Genomic DNA, 19,581 nt, shown 5'->3' on the forward strand with positions numbered 1-19,581 from the left:
CGAAATCGACAAGAAACCTATCTTTGTTCGACCTTTTTTGCAGAACTGCGTAAAAACCCCATGCAATCTTTCATAGATGAACCTGCACATGCAAAAAGAGATCTGCCGATGGTATCCGGTCAGATCTCTTCGTTCGTCAAAGCTCTAGAAATATTGAGGGCCTTCGCTGAGCCGCTGGTTCAGCTGCTCATATAGCTGGCCTGTCGAAAGCAGCTGCTGCTTGAATGCATCGCGGTCTTCCTCTGCCGTGGACTGAACGTTGTTCTCGAATGCTTCGTCCGTGGCATCCACAAAAGCATCATGCATGCTGTTGTCGAACCAGTCCACCTCCATGCTGGCGTTGCTGCGGACAATTTTCACCAGCTCGTAGCCTCCCAATGGGGAAGATGGCGTCAGATAAGCCAGCAATGCGCTTTCTCCTTCCGCGGCAGGATAGACTTCTACCTCTGCGCACGGGGCGCCGTTTACTTCCGTAATCCGGCGGATTTTTGCATCTCTGATTGCATACATCATACATTCTCCTTCATCAAGATGTACTGGGACAGCACGATCCTTCATATTTTCATGTCAAATCGGAGAGCAGCCGCAGCTCTTCCATTTGCTGGCGCGTAGCCGGCGTACCCAATTGATAAATGGTTCGATACACCTTGTCCAAGGAAGATTGAAACAGGGCGTTGGCGCTTTGTTGCGGCGTATCCGGCCAAGGAAACATGTAGCCTGTCGCTTCTTCGTCCTTCTCCTGCATCATATCCAGTTCAATCCGAACTTGATCGGCCTCTTCAGGCGTTGCTTCGATCTCCCATTCATAAGCGCTCGCTCCCTGCTCGGTCAGCACGGACCGGCTCTGCACGGAAACATAATAGGTTGACTTCTCCATGGACGCATCTCTCCTTCTCTTTGATATTCGTCCTCTTTCTTAGTTTTCGTAAAAGGACAGACATTTTATGCCTTCCTTCGGCATATATCTGTATCACTTTGGCGACGTAGGATGAAAAAGAGTGGACAGCGTATGACAAAGACAAAGAGAGGATGAACCGTCATGTGCGGAATAACCGGTTTTATACAATGGAGCGGCGATTTGACGCAGGACTCGCAGCTGCTGGTAAAAATGACAGAAAGTTTGGCTCACCGCGGACCTGACGGATCCGGCACCTGGATTTCCAACCCGTGCGCATTCGGTCACCGAAGACTCAGCGTGATCGACCCCGAAAATGGCGCTCAGCCGATGATCATTCATCAGGAAGAGGAAGTCTATGCCATTGTATATAACGGGGAATTATATAATGCTGCGGAGCTTAAAGACGAATTGGTACGACGCGGTCATCGTTTCAATACCAAATGTGACACGGAAGTTTTGTTAGTCTCCTATATCGAATGGGGCCCCGAGTGTTTGGAGCGCCTCAATGGAATATTTGCTTTCGCTATTTGGGACAGCGTCCGGGAACAGGTATTTTTGGCTCGGGACCGGGTGGGAGTGAAACCCCTGTTCTACAGCTATATTGACGGAACGCTTGTATTCGGCTCGGAACCGAAAGCGTTGCTGCAGCATCCGAAGGTGGAGCCCGTCGTAGGGGCCGAAGGGCTTGCGGAAGTATTTATTATCGGCCCGGCGCGTACCCCTGGACATGGCGTCTACAAGGACATATCGGAGCTCCGGCCCGGCATGGCCATGATCTTTAACCGGGAAGGCTTGCGCAAGTATACTTATTGGAAGCTGGAAAGCAAACCCCACGAGGATGATGCCGACCAAACGGCAAGCTTCCTTCGCGATCTTCTCCGCGACACCGTGGAGCGTCAGCTGGTCTCCGACGTACCGGTCTGCTCCCTGTTATCCGGCGGGCTCGATTCCAGCGCGCTTTCCTCGCTGGCCGTCGATTACTACAAGCGGACGGGCCAAGGACAAGTGCACACCTACTCCGTGGATTATGTGGACAACAACAAACACTTTAAGTCCCATTCCTTCCAGCCGGGAGCGGATGCGCCATGGATTAAACGGATGCACGAGGAACTGGGCACGAACCACCATTGGATCGAATTCGACACGCCCGAACTGGTAGAAGCACTGGATGTCTCCACGCAAAAACGGGATCTTCCGGGCATGGCCGACGTGGATGCTTCCTTGCTTCTCTTCTGCCGCGAGATTAAAAAAGGCGCAACCGTCGCCATATCCGGTGAAGCCGCTGATGAAATATTCGGCGGTTACCCTTGGTTCCACCGGGAAGAAATGCTCAATTCCGGTACCTTTCCGTGGTCCGTCGCGCCGGATATGAGAGCCGGGCTGCTGTCTGCCGAAATCCGGGACTGGATCAAGCCGCTGGAATACCTCGGGGACCGCTACTCCGATGCGGTAGCCGAAGTGCCTAAGCTGGACGGGGAGACCGGGCAGCAGGCCAAAATGCGGATCATGTCTTACCTCAATATCACCCGCTTCATGCCAACCCTGCTTGACCGCAAGGACCGGATGAGCATGGGCGTTGGACTGGAAGTCCGGGTACCCTATACCGATCACCGCCTAATCGATTACGTGTGGAACATCCCTTGGAGCATCAAAACGACAGGTGACCGGGAGAAGGGCATTCTGCGCAAGGCCCTTGAAGGCGTGCTGCCTGATGACGTCCTGTACCGCAAAAAAAGCCCGTATCCGAAAACCCATAATCCGAACTATCTGGCGGCCGTCAAAGCGCAGGTGCTGTCCATTCTGGATGACTCTTCTTCGCCGCTCCTGCCGCTCATCGATACCGCCCGGATCCGGGAGCTGGCATCTTCGCCGGATGCTTCCTCCAATCTGCCTTGGTTCGGCCAATTGATGTCAGGTCCGCAGCTGTTTGCCTACCTGGCCCAGGTTCATTTCTGGCTCAAAGAATATAACGTATCCATCCGTTAAGTCCTATGGACTGCGACAAATCAAAAAAACCATACCGGCATATGCCGGTATGGTTTTTTCGCGAATGGTATATCAATTAAGCGCCTGCAGGTCCGCTACAAGCTTTCGCAGCGCTTTTCCCCTGTGGCTGATCTCCTGCTTCTCCTCCAGGGAAAGCTCGGCCATCGTCTTCTCATGGCTTGGCAAATAGAAGAGCGGGTCATACCCAAAACCGCCCGCTCCGGCAGGATCCGAAGTGATCCAGCCTTCAACGTTCCCCTCCGCCTCGAGCTTTTCTCCCGAGACCGGATCATACAGCACCAGAACACAGACGAACCGGGCCGGACTTAGCAGGGGTTGCTCAGTGTCCTCGCCGAGCCTTAACCGTTCGAGCTCGCCGAGCAGCTTCTCGTTATTGTCCTCGTCCGCGCCATGCTCACCCGCATACCTGGCGGAATAAACGCCGGGCGCGCCGTTCAGCGCATCCACACACAATCCGGAATCATCGGCTAGCACAGGCAATCCCAGTGCGTCACCGACTTCCTTGGCTTTTTTGAATGCATTGGCTGCGAAGGTTGCTCCATCCTCAACGACGTCAGGCAGATCAGGGTAATCGTACATGCTCTTTACATCCGTGCCGAAAGCAGCAAAAGCATGCGCGAATTCCTTGACTTTCCCCTGATTGCGTGTAGCTACAATGAGTGTATCTCCAAGTGTCAGTTTCATGGAATCAGACTCCGGTGCTCGCATTCACGGAACCGATCTTGGCCGCAATCGGGCCAAGCGCCTCCTGCTGACGCTCGATAAGCTCGCGGATTCCCTGTTCTCCCAGCTCCAGGATCTGATCCAGCTCCTCGCGGGAAAACGGGCTCTCTTCGCCGGTTCCCTGAACCTCAACGAATTTGCCGCTTCCGGTCATGACCAGGTTCATGTCCACCTTCGCCTTGGAATCCTCTTCATAGTTCAGATCCAGCAGCGCCTGTCCGCCGGCAATGCCCACGCTAATGGATGCCAGGTAGTCCGTGATCGGGAATACCGCTAATTTATGTTGTTCTGCAATTTTATTTACAGCTATGGCTAAAGCTACAAATGCTCCTGTAATGGAGGTGGTCCGCGTTCCGCCATCCGCCTGGATTACATCGCAGTCCAGCGTAATCGTCCGCTCGCCAAGAGCATGCAGATTCACAACAGACCTGAGCGCTCTGCCGATCAGCCGCTGAATTTCCATCGTCCGGCCACTGAGTTTACCGCGATTGGCTTCCCGTTGGTTGCGGGATTGTGTTGCGCGCGGCAGCATTGAATATTCAGCCGTCACCCAGCCCTTTCCTTGTCCTTTCAGAAACGGGGGAACTTTCTCGTCCACGGTTGCCGTAATCAGCACCTTGGTGTCTCCCATCTCGATGTACACGGAGCCTTCCGCATATTTATTCACATGGGTCGATAAATTCATCGGTCGGAGCTCATCGCTCTTACGTCCGTTAGATCTCATGTTTTCTGCCTCCTACTTCTTATCGCAATCCTGATTAGCATTCCCTATTCTACCAAAGTGCAGGCACAAAAGCACCTTTTGCGGGGGAAATTTCCCAAAGCTGGCGGAGAATCGGTCAGATCGAGATTTCGTTGATGAACTCCGGACGGCTGACGGGCTCGCTATAATTTCGGCTATCCGTTCCAACCACCTCCGTGAGATCGTTCATCCGGATTTTCACTTTGGCATCATCCGCATTCTCGGCTACGGTAAGCACGACGGCCTGCAGCAGCTCGGTCGGAACCTGCTCTCCCTGTTCAAACATGCTGTCCTGAAGCGATACGGTTACGGCTCCGTCCTCCCCTTTTTCAACCGCCGCAACGGTGGTGTCATCCGGGATGACCTCAACCAGTCCGTCGCCATACTGCGGTCCGCGAATCAGCTCGTTTAAGGCCGCCTTCACCGCGTCTTGTCCGGTTGGAACAAGTCTTGTGACCGGCACGTAGTACTGAATGCCTTCCGGCGTCACCGACGAGAAATAGACCGTGACCGGTGAAGAGTTCGTGTACAAGGCATCATCCGCTTTTTGAAGATTGATTCCCATCGAACGTGAAAGCGGACGGTCCAGCGGCGTGTGATTGACCGGCATTTCCGTCAGTTTGACGCCGTCCACCCATACCTGCATCTGCTCGATGCCTTCATGTCCTGTCAGCGTCCACGTCAACGCCTCCAGGATTCTCCGTTCATCTGCCGCTTTATATTCCGCAAATGATTTATTGAATTCGACGACCGCCAATTTGCTCTCCGGATCGACTGTCACGTTATGGACCTGCGTACCGGCAGGCAATACCGCCTGGAAGCCCTGTGGAACATAGCCCGCGTAACGGCCTCCGTTCACCAGCACTTCAAGGGATTCCTTCACCACGCTGGCGCCCTCCACCTTCGGAATGCCCAAGGTTACAGGTGCCAGCATCCCCCGTGCATCCGCAAGATATACCGTTGTCTGCATGCCGATGTCTCCTTGAGCCGCCGTGGATCCGGCCGTGTTCAGCATCTGCTTCTCCACTTGCGCAGGCGGCGGGTCAATCGCTTCCGATTGCTTCCCGGATAACATGCCGCAGCCGGACATCACGATCGGAACAGCAAGCAGCCCGGCGGCGGAAAGCCTGCGAAGAGTACGTGGATTACGTTTCATGTATTGTTCCTCCCTAACATTTTTTTGTACAGGTTGTACTCCTATGTATACGAGCCCTTTCCAAAAAAATAACTCTCAGTTTTGCCCTTTCTGGACAAAGGGGTGCGGAAAAAGTACAATCGTCGTAAGCATCTTCATCAACCACGAAAATGAGGTGAGTTCCATCATGGCAGAAAACGATTCAAACATTCCATACAGCCTGAACAGCAAGAAGGTAGCGGAAGCGACACGGAGCCTGCTGCATAAGCGTGGAATCAAGTTGGAGGAAATCGCGGAGCTGGTGATGATCCTTCAGAAAAAATACTACCCGAATTTGACGATGGAAGAGTGCATCGAGAACGTGGATGCCGTACTCAGCAAACGTGAAGTGCAAAACGCGGTGTTAACCGGCATTCAATTGGACATTTTAGCCGAGGAAGGCAATCTCATATCCCCGCTTCAAGAAATGCTCGCCAATGACGAAGGGTTATACGGCGTGGATGAAGTCCTGGCATTTTCCATCGTTAACGTGTACGGAAGCATCGGCTTCACCAATTACGGGTATATCGACAAACTCAAACCCGGCATTCTTGAGCAATTGAATGATAAATCGAGCGGCCGCGTACATACCTTTCTCGACGACATCGTCGGCGCGGTTGCCGCAGCCGCCAGCAGCCGGATCGCCCATCGCAAGCAAGCCGACCGGGAGATCGAGCTGTACGGTACGACCGAAGAGCTTCCAAAAGAATAAACCACTTCAAAAAGGGAGATTCGCTCAGTGTGCGAATCTCCCTTTTCCAGCCTGCCGGAAGATTGCGGCTTATCCGCAACCGCGACCTACCATTTTCGAACCGACGGGCTGATTTCAAAGAATCATAGACGATAGCAGGTAGAAACGCAGCCGGGATTCGGACCCGAGTGCTGAGTTTCTTCCTTTATAAGAAGGCTGGTCACCGCATGAAAAATCGGGCGGCCCCTTCACATCAATCGGTAAATCTATCTATTCATTTTTACGAGTCTCGATCATATGTTATGTTGAAGCACAATCCAATAGAGGATCTATGGAAAGCCCCGCCATTTCTATGGCGGGGTTCTTTTATATGCATCGATATCGTTGACTATCCCTTCAGGCCAACCTTCACAGGCGAAACATTCCAGATGTCGGAGGCATAGCGGTGAATCGTATTATCGCTCGAGAAATGTCCCGAGTGCGCGATATTGACGATCGACTTCTCGGTCCAGGACCGGGCATTCAAATAAGCATCATCAATGGCCGACTGGGTTGCGACATAACTGGCAAAGTCCTCTAACACAAAAAACTCGTCATTATGGTCCAGCAGGGACTGCAGGATCTGCCCGAACTCCAGCTCGTGGCAGCAGAACGGGCCCGAGGAAATCAACTGATTCAGCACGCGGGCGATTCTCGGGTCCTGCTCATACCGCTCCCTGGATACATAAGCCCCCGTCCTGTAATACGCTAACACGTCCTCCAGCTCCAATCCGAAGAGGAACATATTCTCTCTGCCGAGCAGCTCGAACATTTCCACGTTAGCCCCATCCAGCGTTCCGATGGTCAACGCGCCGTTCATCATGAACTTCATGTTTCCCGTGCCGGAGGCTTCCTTGCCGGCCGTGGAAATCTGCTCGCTTACATCGGCTGCCGGAATAATCTTCTCCGCGAGTGAGACCGAATAATTTTCAAGAAACAGCACCTGCAGTTTGTCATTGACCTGCGGATCCTTATTCACGACATCCGCAACGACGTTAATGAGTTTGATGATGCTTTTGGCCAGATAGTAACCCGGCGCTGCCTTCGCGCCAAAAATGACGGTACGGGGAACGCGATCCATGCCCGGCTGATCCTTAATCTCGTTATACACATGCATGACGCGTAAAATATTCAGCAATTGCCGCTTATAGCCGTGCAGCCGCTTCACGTGCACATCGAATATGGAATCGGGATTGACCGCGATCCCTTGTTTATTCGCGATATAATCGGCAAGCCGCTCTTTATTGCTCCGTTTGATCCGCTGAATGCCCTGCTGGAAGGCGGAGTCGTTCTTCAGTCCCTTGAGCTGAATTAATCGACGCGGATCCGTAATCCATGAATCGCCGATACCATCGCAGATCCATTGACTCAGGCCGGGGTTGCTGTGCATCAGCCAGCGCCGGTGGGTAATCCCGTTCGTTTTGTTGCTGAAACGCTCCGGATACAGCTCATAGAATGGTTTCATGACCTGCGTCTTCAGCAGCTCCGTGTGCAGTGCGGCCACGCCGTTCACGTGATAGCTGCCCACGATCGCCAAATTGGCCATGCGGATCTGGTCGCTTTCCAAGATGGCGAGCTGGAAGATGCGCTCATGATCGCCAGGATAACGGTCCAGCAGCATGCCGCAGAAGCGCTTGTTGATCTCTTCGATGATCATGTAAATGCGCGGCAGCAGCTCACGGACCATGCCGGCAGGCCATTTCTCCAACGCTTCGCTAAGCAGCGTATGGTTCGTATACGATACGGTCCGGCTCGTGATGTCCCACGCCTCATCCCAGCCGAAGCCCTTGTCGTCGATCAGAATTCGCATCAGCTCCGGAATCACCAAGGTCGGGTGGGTATCATTGATATGAATGGCAACATGTTCGGGAAGCTCATGATAGGTTTTGCCCAGCTTGTCGAACGTTCTAAGAATGCTCTGAACGCCGGCCGAACAGAGGAAGTACTGCTGCTTGAGGCGAAGGAGCTTGCCTTCGTATGCCGAATCATCCGGGTACAAAAACTCCGATATCGATTCGACCGAACGGTTGTATTCCAAAAATTTATAATAGCTGTTATGATGATGGGCCGAACGGATTCTGGATATATCCGAGGCGGACTCGGCGCTCCACAGCCGCAGCGTGTTCACCTGCCCCTCGCCGTAACCGATGACCGGCACGTCATAAGGCACGGCCAGGACCCGTTCGTAGTCCGCCGTGCGAAACACGGTCCGCCCCTCCTGCACGTCCACCTCCACGCGGCCCCAGAAGCGAACTTCCACCGCCTTGTCTGCCCGACGTTCTTCCCAGACGTTCCCCCGCTGGAGCCAGTTGTCGGGCAGCTCCACTTGATGGCCGTCGATGATCTTCTGTTCGAACAGGCCGTACTTATACCGGATGCCGCAGCCATGGCCTGCATAGCTAAGCGATGCCAACGAATCGAGAAAACACGCTGCAAGGCGTCCGAGCCCCCCGTTGCCTAGGCCCGCGTCCGGCTCCTGCTCCTCGATCTCATTCAAATTCCATCCCAGTTCCATAAGGCCGCTGCGGACCATATCCAGCACGCCCAGGTTCAGCAGATTGTTGCCCATCAGCCGGCCGATCAAAAATTCAAGCGAGAAATAATACACCTGCTTCTGCCCGGTATCCCGGTATATCCGGTTGGCATCGGCCCATTCCCGTCCGACATATTCCCGGATCATGCCGCCGATGATTTTGTAAACATCCTCAGCCGTTGCTTCCTCAAGTCCCTTCCCCAACCGACTCACCAATTGCTCCGTAAAGACCTGCTTGAATGTTTCCTTGTTGTTAAACAAAAGAAAGTTCCTCCTGACGGATCGTTTTATTTTAGGATCAGATCGAAATGTCCTTGGCAATGACAAAAGGTTTGCGAAAATCGCCTTGGAGCTTATGATCGCGAGAGATGAACACATCTTTATCGAGTATGACGTTCTCGAGCCTTACGTTTTCGCCGATGACGCATTTTTGCATAATGATGGAGTTATGGATGCTTGCGCCCCGCTTCACCTGGACCCCGCGGAACAGAATGCTGTTCTTCACTTCCCCGTCGATCTGGCATCCGTTGGCAACCAGCGCATTGCTTACATCGGCCGAATTCAGGTATTTGGCGGGAACCTCGTACTTGATCTTGGTGTGGACCGCCTGCTTGCGGAACAAGCTGTTATACGCCTTCGGATTCAGGAGGTTCATGCTCGTGCGGTAATAGCTTTCCAGGGAGTTGATCACTGCGTGATATCCGAGGTATTCATATCCCGCAATGTTCAGCTTGTGCCGGTTTTGCATGATCGCGTCCCGAAAAAAGTTGTTGCCGCCATGGGCGATGCAATGATCGGCCATCTCGAGAAAGCGCGATTTCTCCATCACGAACATCTCCATGTATACCGCATCATGCTTGTGTTCATAATGAATGTCCGTGACCATGCCGTCCTCGTCAACTTCCAGGCGGGCGCAGGAACGATGCTCCTCCCTCGGTGCATTCACCCTGGTATACACGAGCGTTACGTCGGCGCCTTGCTCCAGATGGTACTCGTACACCTCGTTCAAATCCACCGTGCTGATATGCTGGCTGCCGGAATGCACGATAAACTTCGCCGCCCCCCGCTCAAAAAAATCGAGATTGTTATAAATATGCCGCAGCTCGCCGGCGGACACATCCGTTTCATCGTTCCAATCCGGCGGAAGAATGAACAGGCCGCCCCGTTTGCGATGCATATCCCACGGCCGGCCTTCGCCCAGATGATCCATCAAGGAGCGGTATTTCCTGCGAACGAACAGGGCGATATCCTCAATGCCCGCATGCATCATATTGGACATCACAAAGTCGATCAGACGATACCTTCCCGCGAAAGGGACGGCGGCCCCGCACCGGTAATACGTCAATTCACTCAGCACATCCCGTTCATGCTCCAAATTTATAATACCCATGAGTTCTCTCATCTGCGCACCCGTCCTAACCTTGATTATTGTGGGACGAAGACGATTGAAGCAGCTTCAGGACGTCTTCATCATGACCGCTTACAAGCACAATCTGGGATGGATCTTCCGGCGGCGGACCGATCCGGGCATGATCTTGAATGACCATGTCCTCGGTCACGATCGCCCGGTGAATGCGAACATGGCTGCCGATGCGTACCTTGGGCATGATGACGGAATCGGTAATGACGCTGCCTTCCCCCACCTCCACGCCATAAAAGAGGACCGAATGCTCGACCTCGCCGCACACGGTGCAGCCTTCGTTGATCATGCTGTTCCGGACGACGCCGTTCGGAGAAATATACTCTGCCGGCTGATTCGGATTCCGGGTGTAAATGCGCCACAGCGGATCGTTCAGATCCAGCTTGGGCTGCTCGCTCAGCAGATCCATATTGGCTTCCCACAAGCTCTCGATGGTGCCGACGTCCTTCCAGTACCCTTCGAACGGATAAGCATACAGCGTTTTGCCGTCCGTGAGCATCCTCGGCAGAATGTCGTTGCCGAAATCATGGCTCGTATCCGGAAGGTCCGCATTCTGCAGTAAATAAGAACGCAGCAGCTTCCAGCGAAACAGATAAACGCCCATGGAAGCCGTTGTGCTCTTCGGATGCGTCGGCTTCTCCTCGAACTCGAAAATCCGGTAGTCCTCATCCGTGTTCACCATGCCGAACCGTTTCGCTTCGTCCAGGCTTACTTCGATGACGGAGATGGTGCAATCGGCATCTTTCTCCTTGTGGTAAGCCAGCATGCGGTCGTAATCCATCTTATAGATGTGATCACCCGACAAAATCAAAACGTGCTCGGGATCGTACTGGTCGATAAACTTGAGATTCCGGAAGATCGCATCCGCCGTCCCGCGGTACCAGGTCGTCCCGTCCTCGCGTTCATGCGGCGGGAGCACGAAAACGCCCCCATTCAGCCGATCCATATCCCAATCGCTTCCTACGCCAATGTAGGAATGCAGAACCAGAGGCTCATACTGGGTGAGTACCCCGACCGTGTCGATTCCCGAATGGGAGCAGTTACTCAGCGGAAAATCAATGATCCGGTATGTACCCCCAAAATAAACGGCCGGTTTGGCCAGCGTCTTGGTCAGGCCCTTCAGCCGTTTGCCTTGACCTCCTGCGAGCAGCATCGCGACTACTTCTTTTTTCTTCATGACAGATTCTCCTTTGAGGGGCTTAATGAGATACGAATCCTATAACATGAAAATTGCAGAGTGAACCAAGGGAACGCTTCGATACGAAAAATGGCGGGTGGATCATGGTGATCAGTGTTAAAGAAAAAAGCGCTTGAGGGAATGCCTTGCCAAACAGCAAAGGTACATCAACTATATGCGGGGTAGAGAGAAACTCTGACTCGAATGAGGGAAGGCCGCCCCCATCTTAGGTATTCCTGCCTTCTCTTCTCTAAAAAAAGGCCGTGGAGACACTTGCCAAGCATCCTGATCGCGGCCGTTACGCCAGCAGCCTAAGGGCCACTTCAAAATATCGGATGCTCCATTATGTAGCCTTCTGAATCTATTAAACAAAAAACCGCCCTTTCTACGCATGATGGAAGCCAACGTACAAGAAGACGGTTTTATTCATGTCTTGATTATATCAGGAATGCGGCGGTTTCCGTACAGAAAAATAGCACATTCCGTCCCCGGTTTCGATCATCGCGGCTTCTCCGCGCCGGGCCAGCTCGGCGAGATGGGCCAGCGCTTCGCACATGGCGAAGCGCAGCTGGTGGATGCCGAGCTTATCGCCGAAGAGGGCGGTGCAGACCTCGTAGGCGGTGAGCCGTCCGGCAGCGCTCAGCATGCCGGCGATGGTGGTCAGGCGCTCCTCGTGATGGAGGAGGAGCGCGTCGATCCGTTCACGGAAATGCGTGAACGGGTGGCGGTGTCCGGGATACGCCGTCCGGACATGCAGTTCCCGCAGGCGGCGCAGCCCTGCAAGGAAGAGTGCCAGCGGCTCGGCGTCGCTGCCGGGCACCAGGCTCACGTTAGGCGAGATTTGCGGCAGCACGGCATCGCCGCATAACAGGACGCCGCTGTCCGCATGGAAGAATGACAGATGCCCCGGAGCATGGCCGGCCGTTTGCACCGGCATCCAGATCCGGTTCCCCATCCGGAACGGCAGGTCCTCCCCGATGAACGAGATCTCCGGCTGCGGCGTGACTTGGGGAAAGAAGCTGTTCAGATGCTCCGGCAGCAGGGCAAGCTTGGTTTCCGGCATGCCATGCTGCCGAAAGAACGCGGGGAGCGCACGATCCATCGAGGAATCCGCTCCCCACATCAGCATCGCTTCCCGATGCGCCCGCTCTGACATCCACACCTTCGCGCCCGAGCGTTCCTGAAACCACCCGGCAAGCCCGTAGTGGTCCGGGTGATGATGGGTCAGCACGACGGAGACGATGTCGCTGAAATCCATCTCCAACTGCTCCATCGCCGCCAACCATTCCCGCTCCGAGGAAGCCGTGCGCGGCCCCGGATCGATGACGGTCACCCCGTCATCTCCCCGCAGCACATAGCTGTTCACCCATCGTAACGGGTTGGACAGTGCAATTTTCACCTGACTGAGCTGATGCTCTTCTATATAATGAATATCCGGGCTGGAGCCCTTCTCTTCCTGATTCATCGTAGATGTAACCTCCGTCCGCAGTATGACTTATTATCCGACTCCTTCATCATAAGCTTGTAATCGGGATATGTATAGAAGGCTGCGGTGGTTTGTTTGCGGGGGCTATCGACAATCTGTGCCTTTTGAATGATAGATTGCTAGCGTGCCGCATTATGAATTGAGTGAGCTAGTATGTTCCAATAAAGGACGCTGCGCGTACGTATCGTTCCTCCAATCGCTGTTGCCCTCGGATTTTTCTTACTGTATATATCTATTGTAAAAATCCGATGGCAAAGGCGACCGCTGCCGCTTTTCCGGAATCGATTCGTCCGCTCCGCTGCTTCGTGCTTGTTCATCAAACGAACCATCTTCATAAACGAAAAAGCATCCCCTAAGGTCATACAACCTTGAGGAGGCCTTCTCCATTTACGGAAACCGTAGGTTCTCTAGAGCTAGCTGCGTACGCTCCATTATCCATCCTGTAAGTCGTTATTAGAGACTTGAAAGATGTGCACTTTCTGTTTTCGATTCACGAAATCCCTCTCCGGGAATTGCACGTTCTGCAACTTCATGATCTTCCAAGTTCATTCCTTCTCATCATCCTCCAACTTCATGAATACTTGGCCTCATACTTAGAGGCTCTACAGCATTCACTTCAGCTGACGGTCTGCCTCCTCGCGGGAACGCTGGATTGCTTCCTCGGCAAGCATGCTAAACTTGATTCCATCCTCGCCCATCCATTCAACCTCCCCCGAAGCCGCACCGCGCCCGACGATGATGCGCAGCGGAGCGCCCGCAAGGTCGGCATCCTTAAACTTGACCCCGGCCCGTTCGTCCCGGTCGTCCAAAAGAGGCTCAAGACCAGCACCGCTCAGCTCGCGGTAGATGTGCTCGGCCAGTTGCATCTGGGTCTCATCCTTCACCGCAACCGGGATGATGTGGACCCTGAACGGAGCGACGGACATCGGCCAGACCAAACGTCCATCCGAAATTCGCTGTTCGGCAATGGCCGCCATGACGCGGGAAACGCCGATACCGTAGCATCCCATGATCAGAGGTTTTTCCCGGCCGTCGGCATCCAGGTACTTGCCGTTCATGGCGTCACTATATTTGGTTCCCAGCTTAAAAACATGCCCGAGCTCAATCCCGCGATGAAACTGCAGCGGTGCTCCACAGCGCGGGCAAGGCTCTCCTTCCGTCACATTCCGGAAATCGCCGACGTAATCCAGCGAGAAATCAAGTCCCGGACGGACCCCCTTCAGATGGGTGTCCTCCTGATTGGCACCGGTAATGCCCTCCTTCATGGCGGCCACTTCATGATCGACCATGATCTTTAGTTGTAAGCCAACCGGTCCCGCAAACCCGACAGGTGCTCCTGTCGCCTGTTTGACCTCTTCGGCACTCGCCATTTCCGCAGCTTCTGCTCCCAAGTAGGACTTCACCTTGGTCTCGTTTGCTTCCCTGTCCCCACGGACAAGCACTGCAACCAGTTCACCGTCCACGCGGTAAATCAGCGTCTTCATCAATTGCTCCGCACCGACCTGGAGGAAATCCGTCAGTTCCTGAATGCTCTTCACTCCAGGAGTGAATATGCGCTCCATAGCTGAGCTGCCGCCGGTTTTTACGGAATCCCGCATGGCATCAGGCTCTCCCGGAGACGCAGACTCCGCACGTTCCAAATTCGCCGCATAACGGCAATCGCTGCAGGATACAACGGTATCCTCCCCTATGTCGGCCAGCGCCATGAACTCATGGGTCTCCCCTTGTCCGCCAATCGCGCCGGCATCGGCTTCCACCGCCCTGAACATCAGACCGCAGCGGCTAAAGATTCGCTCATACGTGTCATACATGTTCCGGTAGGACGCGTTCAGTCCCTCCCAGTCCCGATCGAAGGAATACGCGTCCTTCATCAGGAATTCCCGGCCCCGGAGCAGGCCAAAACGAGGGCGTCGCTCATCCCGGTATTTGCTCTGAATCTGGTACAGGTTGACCGGCAGCTTCCGGTACGAGGAAATCTCCTGGCGTACGATGGACGTAATCACTTCTTCATGGGTTGGTCCAAGCACGAATTCACGGTCATGGCGGTCATGGAGCCTGATCAGCTCCGCGCCGTATACGTCGTATCTGCCCGATTCCTTCCACAGCTCGGCGGGCTGGACAGCGGGCATGAGAAGCTCCTGCCCGCCTGCTGCGTCCATTTCCTGCCGGATGATCGCTTCGATCTTCCGCAAGACCCGCCAGCCCAGCGGCAGGTACGAATAGATCCCTGCCGCCGTTTGACGGATATATCCGCCGCGGAGCATCCATTGATGGCTCAGTGCTTCCGCCTCGGACGGCACATCGCGCATCGTGGTCATCAATAATTGGCTTTGCCGCATCTTCCTCATACTCCTTCTTCTACTATCCATGAATAAGCACCAGCCGCACGCAAAAAAAGCACATTCGCCTCCTAGGGACGAATGTGCTCGTGGTACCACCCTGATTCCATCTTGCAGACCGTCTGGACGCTTCTAGCAAGATGCTTCATGCGGCGGTAACGGGCCAAACCGGCGCCGCTTGGTTACGGCGGGCAACTACAAGGTAGGAAGAATGCAGCCTGGCGGGGAGAAGCCTTTCAGCCGTGGGCTTCCTCTCTGTCTCGCCGAATCTTGCATTCTCATGTCCTTGATGATGGTTATTCACGGAATTTCATTTTCCAATACATTACAGCCGTGCGGCCGGAATGTCAAGCCTCAATAGGACGGGATGTTCTAATGAGCGATATGGTCCAGCACCTGCTGCAAAATCCCGATAACATGCTCATCTTCATACGTGTAATAATATATATTTCCGTCCCTTCGGTATTTGACCAGTCTCAAACTTCGCAGATAGCCAAGCTGATGGGATACCGCCGACTGACTCATGCCAAGCACCTCGGCAATATGGCCAACAGGGCATTCTTCCTGTGAGAGCAAATGAAGAATCCGGATCCGCGTCGGATCCGAAATGGCCTTCAGGAGTCGTGACGCTTCCATGGCCTGGTCTTCGTGCAGCAGCTCATGGTGTTCTTTTTCCATAAACTTATCCCCTCTTCTCCATAATGGCTTGAACGATTTCGCGGGCATCCCGTGAAACTCCTGCCAGCAGCGCGGAGCCCCGATGCGTCTGCCAAGGCAAACCTACATAATACAGCCCCTTCACCGGACTGATGCCGCGTGTATGAATAAGTGCCTTCTTGCGATCCAACGCTTGCTCTATATAAAGCCAATCATAGCCGGCAGCAAAGCCGGTAGCCCAGACGATGTTCCGGACCTTGAGCGCCGTCCCATCCTCGAATCGCATGCCGGAAGCGCCGGCACCAACGGCTCTCGTTTTCAACACCACTTTACCGCACTTGACCGCTTGTTTCAATTCATATCCGAAAATCGGGTCCCCCATGCCCCTCAGCTTGCGTCCCACCCAGGAGGAACTGCTGGCTGAGAGAACGCCGAGCCTGTCCAGCCACCAGAACATCCCCTTCCCCCAAAGAGTCATTGGCAAATACCGCGGCGGCTGCCCAAGCGCCAAATACGTCTCCCGGTCCCCGGACAATTCCACCGCGATCTGGGCCCCGCTGTTTCCGCCGCCAACGACAAGCACATCGCCCTCTTGAAGCTGGGAAGGCCTCTTGTACTCGGACGAGTGCAGCTGGAGAACATCCCCCGGAACAGAGGCTGCAAACGCAGGGATTCTAGGCTGCTGAAACGGTCCGGTTGCGATAATAAGCGCCTTGGTATGGAAGCTTTTGCGATCGGTATCGACGATAAACATTCCACCTTCCTTGCGGACCGATGTTACATTCGTCGCGAACTGAATGGGCAGCCTGAACCGTGCCGCATAGGATTTCAAATAGGAAGCCACTTCATCTTTATCCGGGAACCCGTGCGGATCCCCCTCTAAAGTCATCCCATATAGCGCGCTATGCGTTCTGGGCGTGAACAATTTCAGGGAATCATACCGCGTCTTCCAAACCTCCCCCGCCTCCGATCCCCGATCCAGCATCAGAAACTTCATCCCCGCCTGCTGCAGCCAATAGCCGGATGCCAATCCCGCCTGTCCCGCTCCGATTACGATAACATCCCAAACCATATAGGAATCCCCCTTATTTATATGAATAGTTGCTCATATATACATATTACTCGCATCTTGCTTCCCTTTCAAGCATAAAATGGAAGTTCCAAGGGAAGCTGCATGGGGACCATCCGCATGAAACTGGAATAAATATCTGATGAATCCAGTTGACAATACACGCATTCGGTCATACTATAGGCATAAAGTTGCTTCAAGGAAACAATATATGCTCGGCCCAATTTATTAGGGAGAGGTTAAACTTTATGGATGAGACAAAACATCGGCAGCATCTGCATCAGGCAGCTCTCGGAGAGCGATTTTTGATTGAACAGGTGGATATCCGCGGCGAACATAAACGGCGGCTTCTGGACCTCGGTTTCGTTCCGGGTTCCGTCATCGAAGTGTTGAAGGCCAGCCCGCTCGGAGATCCTACCTCTTATAGAGTAGCAGGCACCGTCATTGCGTTAAGAAAAGAAGAGAGCCAGTTAATATGGGGTAAGGTGATATCATCATGAGAACGTATACCGTCGCGCTGGCGGGCAACCCGAACACGGGAAAAAGCACGCTTTTCAATGCGCTCACCGGCTTGAAGCAGCATACCGGCAACTGGTCCGGCAAAACGGTCAGTCTCGCGAGCGGCCATTACGAATACAAAGACGCCCGCTTCCAGTTCATCGATCTGCCCGGGACGTACTCCTTGTTCTCCAACTCGGCCGATGAAGAAGTGGCGCGCGATTATATTATTTTCGAGAAACCGGACGTCACCCTTCTGGTCCTGGATGCAACCGCGCTGGAGCGCAGCCTTAACCTGGCCCTTCAAGTGCTGGAAATGACCGACCGCGTCATCGTTTGCCTGAATCTGATGGACGAAGCGAAGAAAAAAGGAATTCAGGTTAACGCGCGCAAGCTGGCGGATCAGCTCGGCGTTCCCGTCATTCCCATATCGGCCAGAAACAACGAGGGGCTGGACGTATTGTCCGAACAGCTGCTGCTGATGTCCTCGGGACAGACTCCGACTAAGCCCTACCGGATGAAATACAACGAACAGCTGGAGGCGCAAATTTCGGGATTAGAGTCCCAATTACGAGACGTTGTCGGAGACGAATATCCGGCCAGATGGCTGGCCATCCGCTTTCTCGACGGAGACCGCAAGCTGATTGCGACGTTGAAAGAGAGATTAGAGGCCGCGGATAAAGGGGGGATTTCACTTGGAACAGCTAAAGCGCTTGGAAGCTCTAACAGCGGCCATTCCTTCTGATCAGGTTGAGGATGTCCGGGAAGACATCGTGGGCGAGTTATTCAAAAAATCCCGGGAGCTGTGCAGCGACGCCGTCACCGTAACCAACCGGGAGCTGCTGTACCGTTCCGAGCGGCTGGACCGCATCTTCACCTCCAAGCTGTGGGGATTCCCGATCATGCTGGCCATGCTCGGCGTTATTTTTTACTTGACGATCGCCGGGGCAAACGTGCCCTCTTCCATGCTGGCCAGTTTCTTTGGCTGGGTTGAAGGATACCTGACCATGGCTTTTCAGGCCATCCATGCTCCCGACTGGCTCCATGGCGTGCTGATACTCGGGTTGTTCCGGGGAACCGCTTGGGTTGTCAGCGTGATGCTGCCACCCATGGCCATCTTCTTCCCGGCCTTCGCGCTGCTCGAGAACTACGGCTATTTGCCGCGGGTAGCCTTTAACCTGGACCGACTGTTCAAAAAAACGGGAGCGCACGGCAAGCAGTCCCTCACCATGGCGATGGGATTCGGCTGTAATGCGGCCGCCATTATGTCGACACGGATTATCGAATCGCCGCGGGAGCGGATGCTCGCCATTCTGACCAACAACTTCGTGCCCTGCAACGGTCGTTGGCCGACTTTGATCCTGCTGGCTTCCTTGTTCATGGCGGCCGGCTTTTCGGGAGGAGCCCAGACGCTCGTGACCGCCTCCGTTGTCATGGGCATGGTGTTGATCGGCGTCGTTGTCACGCTTACGGTGTCATGGGGATTATCGAAGACGGCATTGAAAGGCGTTCCTTCCCACTACACGCTGGAGCTGCCGCCATACCGCAAACCGAAAATCCTGAATACCATACTCCGGTCTACGCTCGACAAAACGATTTATGTCCTGCGCAGAGCCATCATCGTCGCAGCGCCCGCAGGCGTGCTGACCTGGATTTTGGCCAATATCTACGTCGGGGATTCCAGCATCCTGATTCACTTTGTAAGCTTCCTTGACCCGTTTGCACGCGCGCTCGGACTTGACGGCTTCATTCTGATGGCCTTTATCATCGGGCTTCCCGCGAACGAGATCGTGCTGCCGATCCTGCTGATGGGATATTTGGCAACAGGCTCCCTGACGGAGGTGGAGGATATGTTTGCCCTCAAGCAAATCTTCCTGGACCAAGGCTGGACCTGGCTGACCGCGCTGAACATGATGCTGTTCTCGCTGCTCCATTACCCCTGCGGAACCACGCTCGTCAACATCTGGAAGGAAACGAAAAGCGCGAAGTGGACGTTCCTGTCCTTTGCCATTCCGACGGCCATCGCCATCGGCGTGACCTTCCTGGTCGCCCAGGCGGCGCGGGCATTGGGATGGGTTTAAACGACAGGCTTCGGCAGGCAAAAGTTAGTTTCATCATGTACGGGGCA

The 19,581-nt window shown here is 54.2% G+C and carries 17 protein-coding genes; 5 read left to right on the plus strand and 12 right to left on the minus strand.

The features are described from left to right. Positions 1-144: 144 nt before the first annotated feature. Both JNUCC32_RS17955 and JNUCC32_RS17960 read right to left on the minus strand, forming a co-directional pair. Positions 145-510, minus strand: a complete 366-nt coding sequence (locus JNUCC32_RS17955; RefSeq protein WP_036662602.1) for a hypothetical protein — start codon at positions 508-510, stop codon at positions 145-147. Positions 511-562: 52 nt separating this feature from the next. Continuing rightward, on the minus strand, positions 563-877 hold the full coding sequence (locus JNUCC32_RS17960) for a hypothetical protein (RefSeq protein WP_096775382.1): 315 nt from the start codon (positions 875-877) through the stop codon (positions 563-565). Positions 878-1,039: 162 nt separating this feature from the next. Here JNUCC32_RS17960 and asnB point away from each other — a divergent pair, with 162 nt between their 5' ends. Then, entirely contained in the window at positions 1,040-2,884 is a 1,845-nt protein-coding gene (gene asnB / locus JNUCC32_RS17965) for an asparagine synthase (glutamine-hydrolyzing) (RefSeq protein WP_096775381.1), read from the plus strand. A 72-nt stretch (positions 2,885-2,956) separates the two neighbouring features. On the opposite strand, the gene JNUCC32_RS17970 is transcribed toward asnB, so the two are convergent. The 3 genes from JNUCC32_RS17970 to JNUCC32_RS17980 all read right to left on the minus strand — a co-directional run bounded on the left by JNUCC32_RS17970 (position 2,957) and on the right by JNUCC32_RS17980 (position 5,526). Further along, complete coding sequence (locus JNUCC32_RS17970) at positions 2,957-3,589, minus strand: XTP/dITP diphosphatase (RefSeq protein ID WP_015733983.1); 633 nt, start codon at positions 3,587-3,589, stop codon at positions 2,957-2,959. 4 nt (positions 3,590-3,593) lie between these two features. After that, the gene (rph, locus tag JNUCC32_RS17975; RefSeq protein WP_015733982.1) at positions 3,594-4,352 is read right to left on the minus strand and encodes a ribonuclease PH; all 759 of its coding nucleotides are present in this window, start codon (positions 4,350-4,352) and stop codon (positions 3,594-3,596) included. A 115-nt stretch (positions 4,353-4,467) separates the two neighbouring features. Continuing rightward, on the minus strand, positions 4,468-5,526 hold the full coding sequence (locus JNUCC32_RS17980) for a GerMN domain-containing protein (RefSeq protein WP_096775379.1): 1,059 nt from the start codon (positions 5,524-5,526) through the stop codon (positions 4,468-4,470). A gap of 166 nt (positions 5,527-5,692) precedes the next feature. Between JNUCC32_RS17980 and JNUCC32_RS17985 the strand changes: the two genes are divergently transcribed. After that, positions 5,693-6,256 (plus strand): phosphatidylglycerophosphatase A family protein, encoded by a 564-nt coding sequence (locus JNUCC32_RS17985; protein WP_015733980.1) that lies wholly within the window; start codon positions 5,693-5,695, stop codon positions 6,254-6,256. Positions 6,257-6,623: 367 nt separating this feature from the next. On the opposite strand, the gene JNUCC32_RS17990 is transcribed toward JNUCC32_RS17985, so the two are convergent. The 7 genes from JNUCC32_RS17990 to JNUCC32_RS18020 form a co-directional block, all read right to left on the minus strand. Further along, positions 6,624-9,068 carry a glycogen/starch/alpha-glucan phosphorylase gene (locus JNUCC32_RS17990; protein ID WP_192569339.1) on the minus strand — a complete coding sequence of 815 codons (2,445 nt, stop codon included), beginning with the start codon at positions 9,066-9,068 and terminating at the stop codon, positions 6,624-6,626. A 37-nt stretch (positions 9,069-9,105) separates the two neighbouring features. Further along, on the minus strand, positions 9,106-10,209 hold the full coding sequence (gene glgD / locus JNUCC32_RS17995; RefSeq protein WP_096775377.1) for a glucose-1-phosphate adenylyltransferase subunit GlgD: 1,104 nt from the start codon (positions 10,207-10,209) through the stop codon (positions 9,106-9,108). Between the two features lie 13 nt (positions 10,210-10,222). After that, the gene (locus JNUCC32_RS18000; RefSeq protein ID WP_192569340.1) at positions 10,223-11,404 is read right to left on the minus strand and encodes a glucose-1-phosphate adenylyltransferase; all 1,182 of its coding nucleotides are present in this window, start codon (positions 11,402-11,404) and stop codon (positions 10,223-10,225) included. 442 nt (positions 11,405-11,846) lie between these two features. Then, complete coding sequence (locus JNUCC32_RS18005; RefSeq protein ID WP_192569341.1) at positions 11,847-12,869, minus strand: MBL fold metallo-hydrolase; 1,023 nt, start codon at positions 12,867-12,869, stop codon at positions 11,847-11,849. 632 nt (positions 12,870-13,501) lie between these two features. Continuing rightward, positions 13,502-15,229, minus strand: coding sequence for a proline--tRNA ligase (locus tag JNUCC32_RS18010; protein ID WP_192569342.1), 1,728 nt, complete (start codon positions 15,227-15,229; stop codon positions 13,502-13,504). Between the two features lie 372 nt (positions 15,230-15,601). After that, positions 15,602-15,907, minus strand: coding sequence for an ArsR/SmtB family transcription factor (locus tag JNUCC32_RS18015; protein WP_009591630.1), 306 nt, complete (start codon positions 15,905-15,907; stop codon positions 15,602-15,604). Between the two features lie 4 nt (positions 15,908-15,911). Next, on the minus strand, positions 15,912-16,958 hold the full coding sequence (locus tag JNUCC32_RS18020) for a flavin-containing monooxygenase (protein WP_096775372.1): 1,047 nt from the start codon (positions 16,956-16,958) through the stop codon (positions 15,912-15,914). Positions 16,959-17,203: 245 nt separating this feature from the next. On the opposite strand from JNUCC32_RS18020, the gene JNUCC32_RS18025 reads away from it, so the two are divergent. From JNUCC32_RS18025 to JNUCC32_RS18035, 3 genes are read left to right on the plus strand one after another with little or no spacing between them, the layout of a single operon-like run. Further along, complete coding sequence (locus JNUCC32_RS18025; RefSeq protein ID WP_015733973.1) at positions 17,204-17,455, plus strand: FeoA family protein; 252 nt, start codon at positions 17,204-17,206, stop codon at positions 17,453-17,455. Continuing rightward, positions 17,452-18,198 (plus strand): FeoB small GTPase domain-containing protein, encoded by a 747-nt coding sequence (locus JNUCC32_RS18030; RefSeq protein WP_192569343.1) that lies wholly within the window; start codon positions 17,452-17,454, stop codon positions 18,196-18,198. The genes JNUCC32_RS18025 and JNUCC32_RS18030 overlap by 4 nt, the downstream gene beginning before the upstream one ends. Next, positions 18,149-19,534 (plus strand): nucleoside recognition domain-containing protein, encoded by a 1,386-nt coding sequence (locus tag JNUCC32_RS18035; RefSeq protein WP_009591592.1) that lies wholly within the window; start codon positions 18,149-18,151, stop codon positions 19,532-19,534. The genes JNUCC32_RS18030 and JNUCC32_RS18035 overlap by 50 nt, the downstream gene beginning before the upstream one ends. Positions 19,535-19,581 lie beyond the last annotated feature (47 nt).

Origin of the sequence: Paenibacillus sp. JNUCC32, from assembly GCF_014863545.1 — a bacterium.
GTDB classification, from domain to species: Bacteria; Bacillota; Bacilli; order Paenibacillales; family Paenibacillaceae; genus Paenibacillus_AQ; species Paenibacillus_AQ lautus_A.

What these genes read in the sequence shown, in the direction of transcription:
- JNUCC32_RS17955 (WP_036662602.1), bottom strand. Translation starts at nt 510, where the DNA reads ATGTATGCAATCAGAGATGCAAAAATCCGCCGGATTACGGAAGTAAAC.
- JNUCC32_RS17960 (WP_096775382.1), bottom strand. Translation starts at nt 877, where the DNA reads ATGGAGAAGTCAACCTATTATGTTTCCGTGCAGAGCCGGTCCGTGCTG.
- asnB (WP_096775381.1), top strand. Translation starts at nt 1,040, where the DNA reads ATGTGCGGAATAACCGGTTTTATACAATGGAGCGGCGATTTGACGCAG.
- JNUCC32_RS17970 (WP_015733983.1), bottom strand. Translation starts at nt 3,589, where the DNA reads ATGAAACTGACACTTGGAGATACACTCATTGTAGCTACACGCAATCAG.
- rph (WP_015733982.1), bottom strand. Translation starts at nt 4,352, where the DNA reads ATGAGATCTAACGGACGTAAGAGCGATGAGCTCCGACCGATGAATTTA.
- JNUCC32_RS17980 (WP_096775379.1), bottom strand. Translation starts at nt 5,526, where the DNA reads ATGAAACGTAATCCACGTACTCTTCGCAGGCTTTCCGCCGCCGGGCTG.
- JNUCC32_RS17985 (WP_015733980.1), top strand. Translation starts at nt 5,693, where the DNA reads ATGGCAGAAAACGATTCAAACATTCCATACAGCCTGAACAGCAAGAAG.
- glgD (WP_096775377.1), bottom strand. Translation starts at nt 10,209, where the DNA reads ATGAGAGAACTCATGGGTATTATAAATTTGGAGCATGAACGGGATGTG.
- JNUCC32_RS18000 (WP_192569340.1), bottom strand. Translation starts at nt 11,404, where the DNA reads ATGAAGAAAAAAGAAGTAGTCGCGATGCTGCTCGCAGGAGGTCAAGGC.
- JNUCC32_RS18005 (WP_192569341.1), bottom strand. Translation starts at nt 12,869, where the DNA reads ATGAATCAGGAAGAGAAGGGCTCCAGCCCGGATATTCATTATATAGAA.
- JNUCC32_RS18010 (WP_192569342.1), bottom strand. Translation starts at nt 15,229, where the DNA reads ATGCGGCAAAGCCAATTATTGATGACCACGATGCGCGATGTGCCGTCC.
- JNUCC32_RS18015 (WP_009591630.1), bottom strand. Translation starts at nt 15,907, where the DNA reads ATGGAAAAAGAACACCATGAGCTGCTGCACGAAGACCAGGCCATGGAA.
- JNUCC32_RS18020 (WP_096775372.1), bottom strand. Translation starts at nt 16,958, where the DNA reads ATGGTTTGGGATGTTATCGTAATCGGAGCGGGACAGGCGGGATTGGCA.
- JNUCC32_RS18025 (WP_015733973.1), top strand. Translation starts at nt 17,204, where the DNA reads ATGGATGAGACAAAACATCGGCAGCATCTGCATCAGGCAGCTCTCGGA.
- JNUCC32_RS18030 (WP_192569343.1), top strand. Translation starts at nt 17,452, where the DNA reads ATGAGAACGTATACCGTCGCGCTGGCGGGCAACCCGAACACGGGAAAA.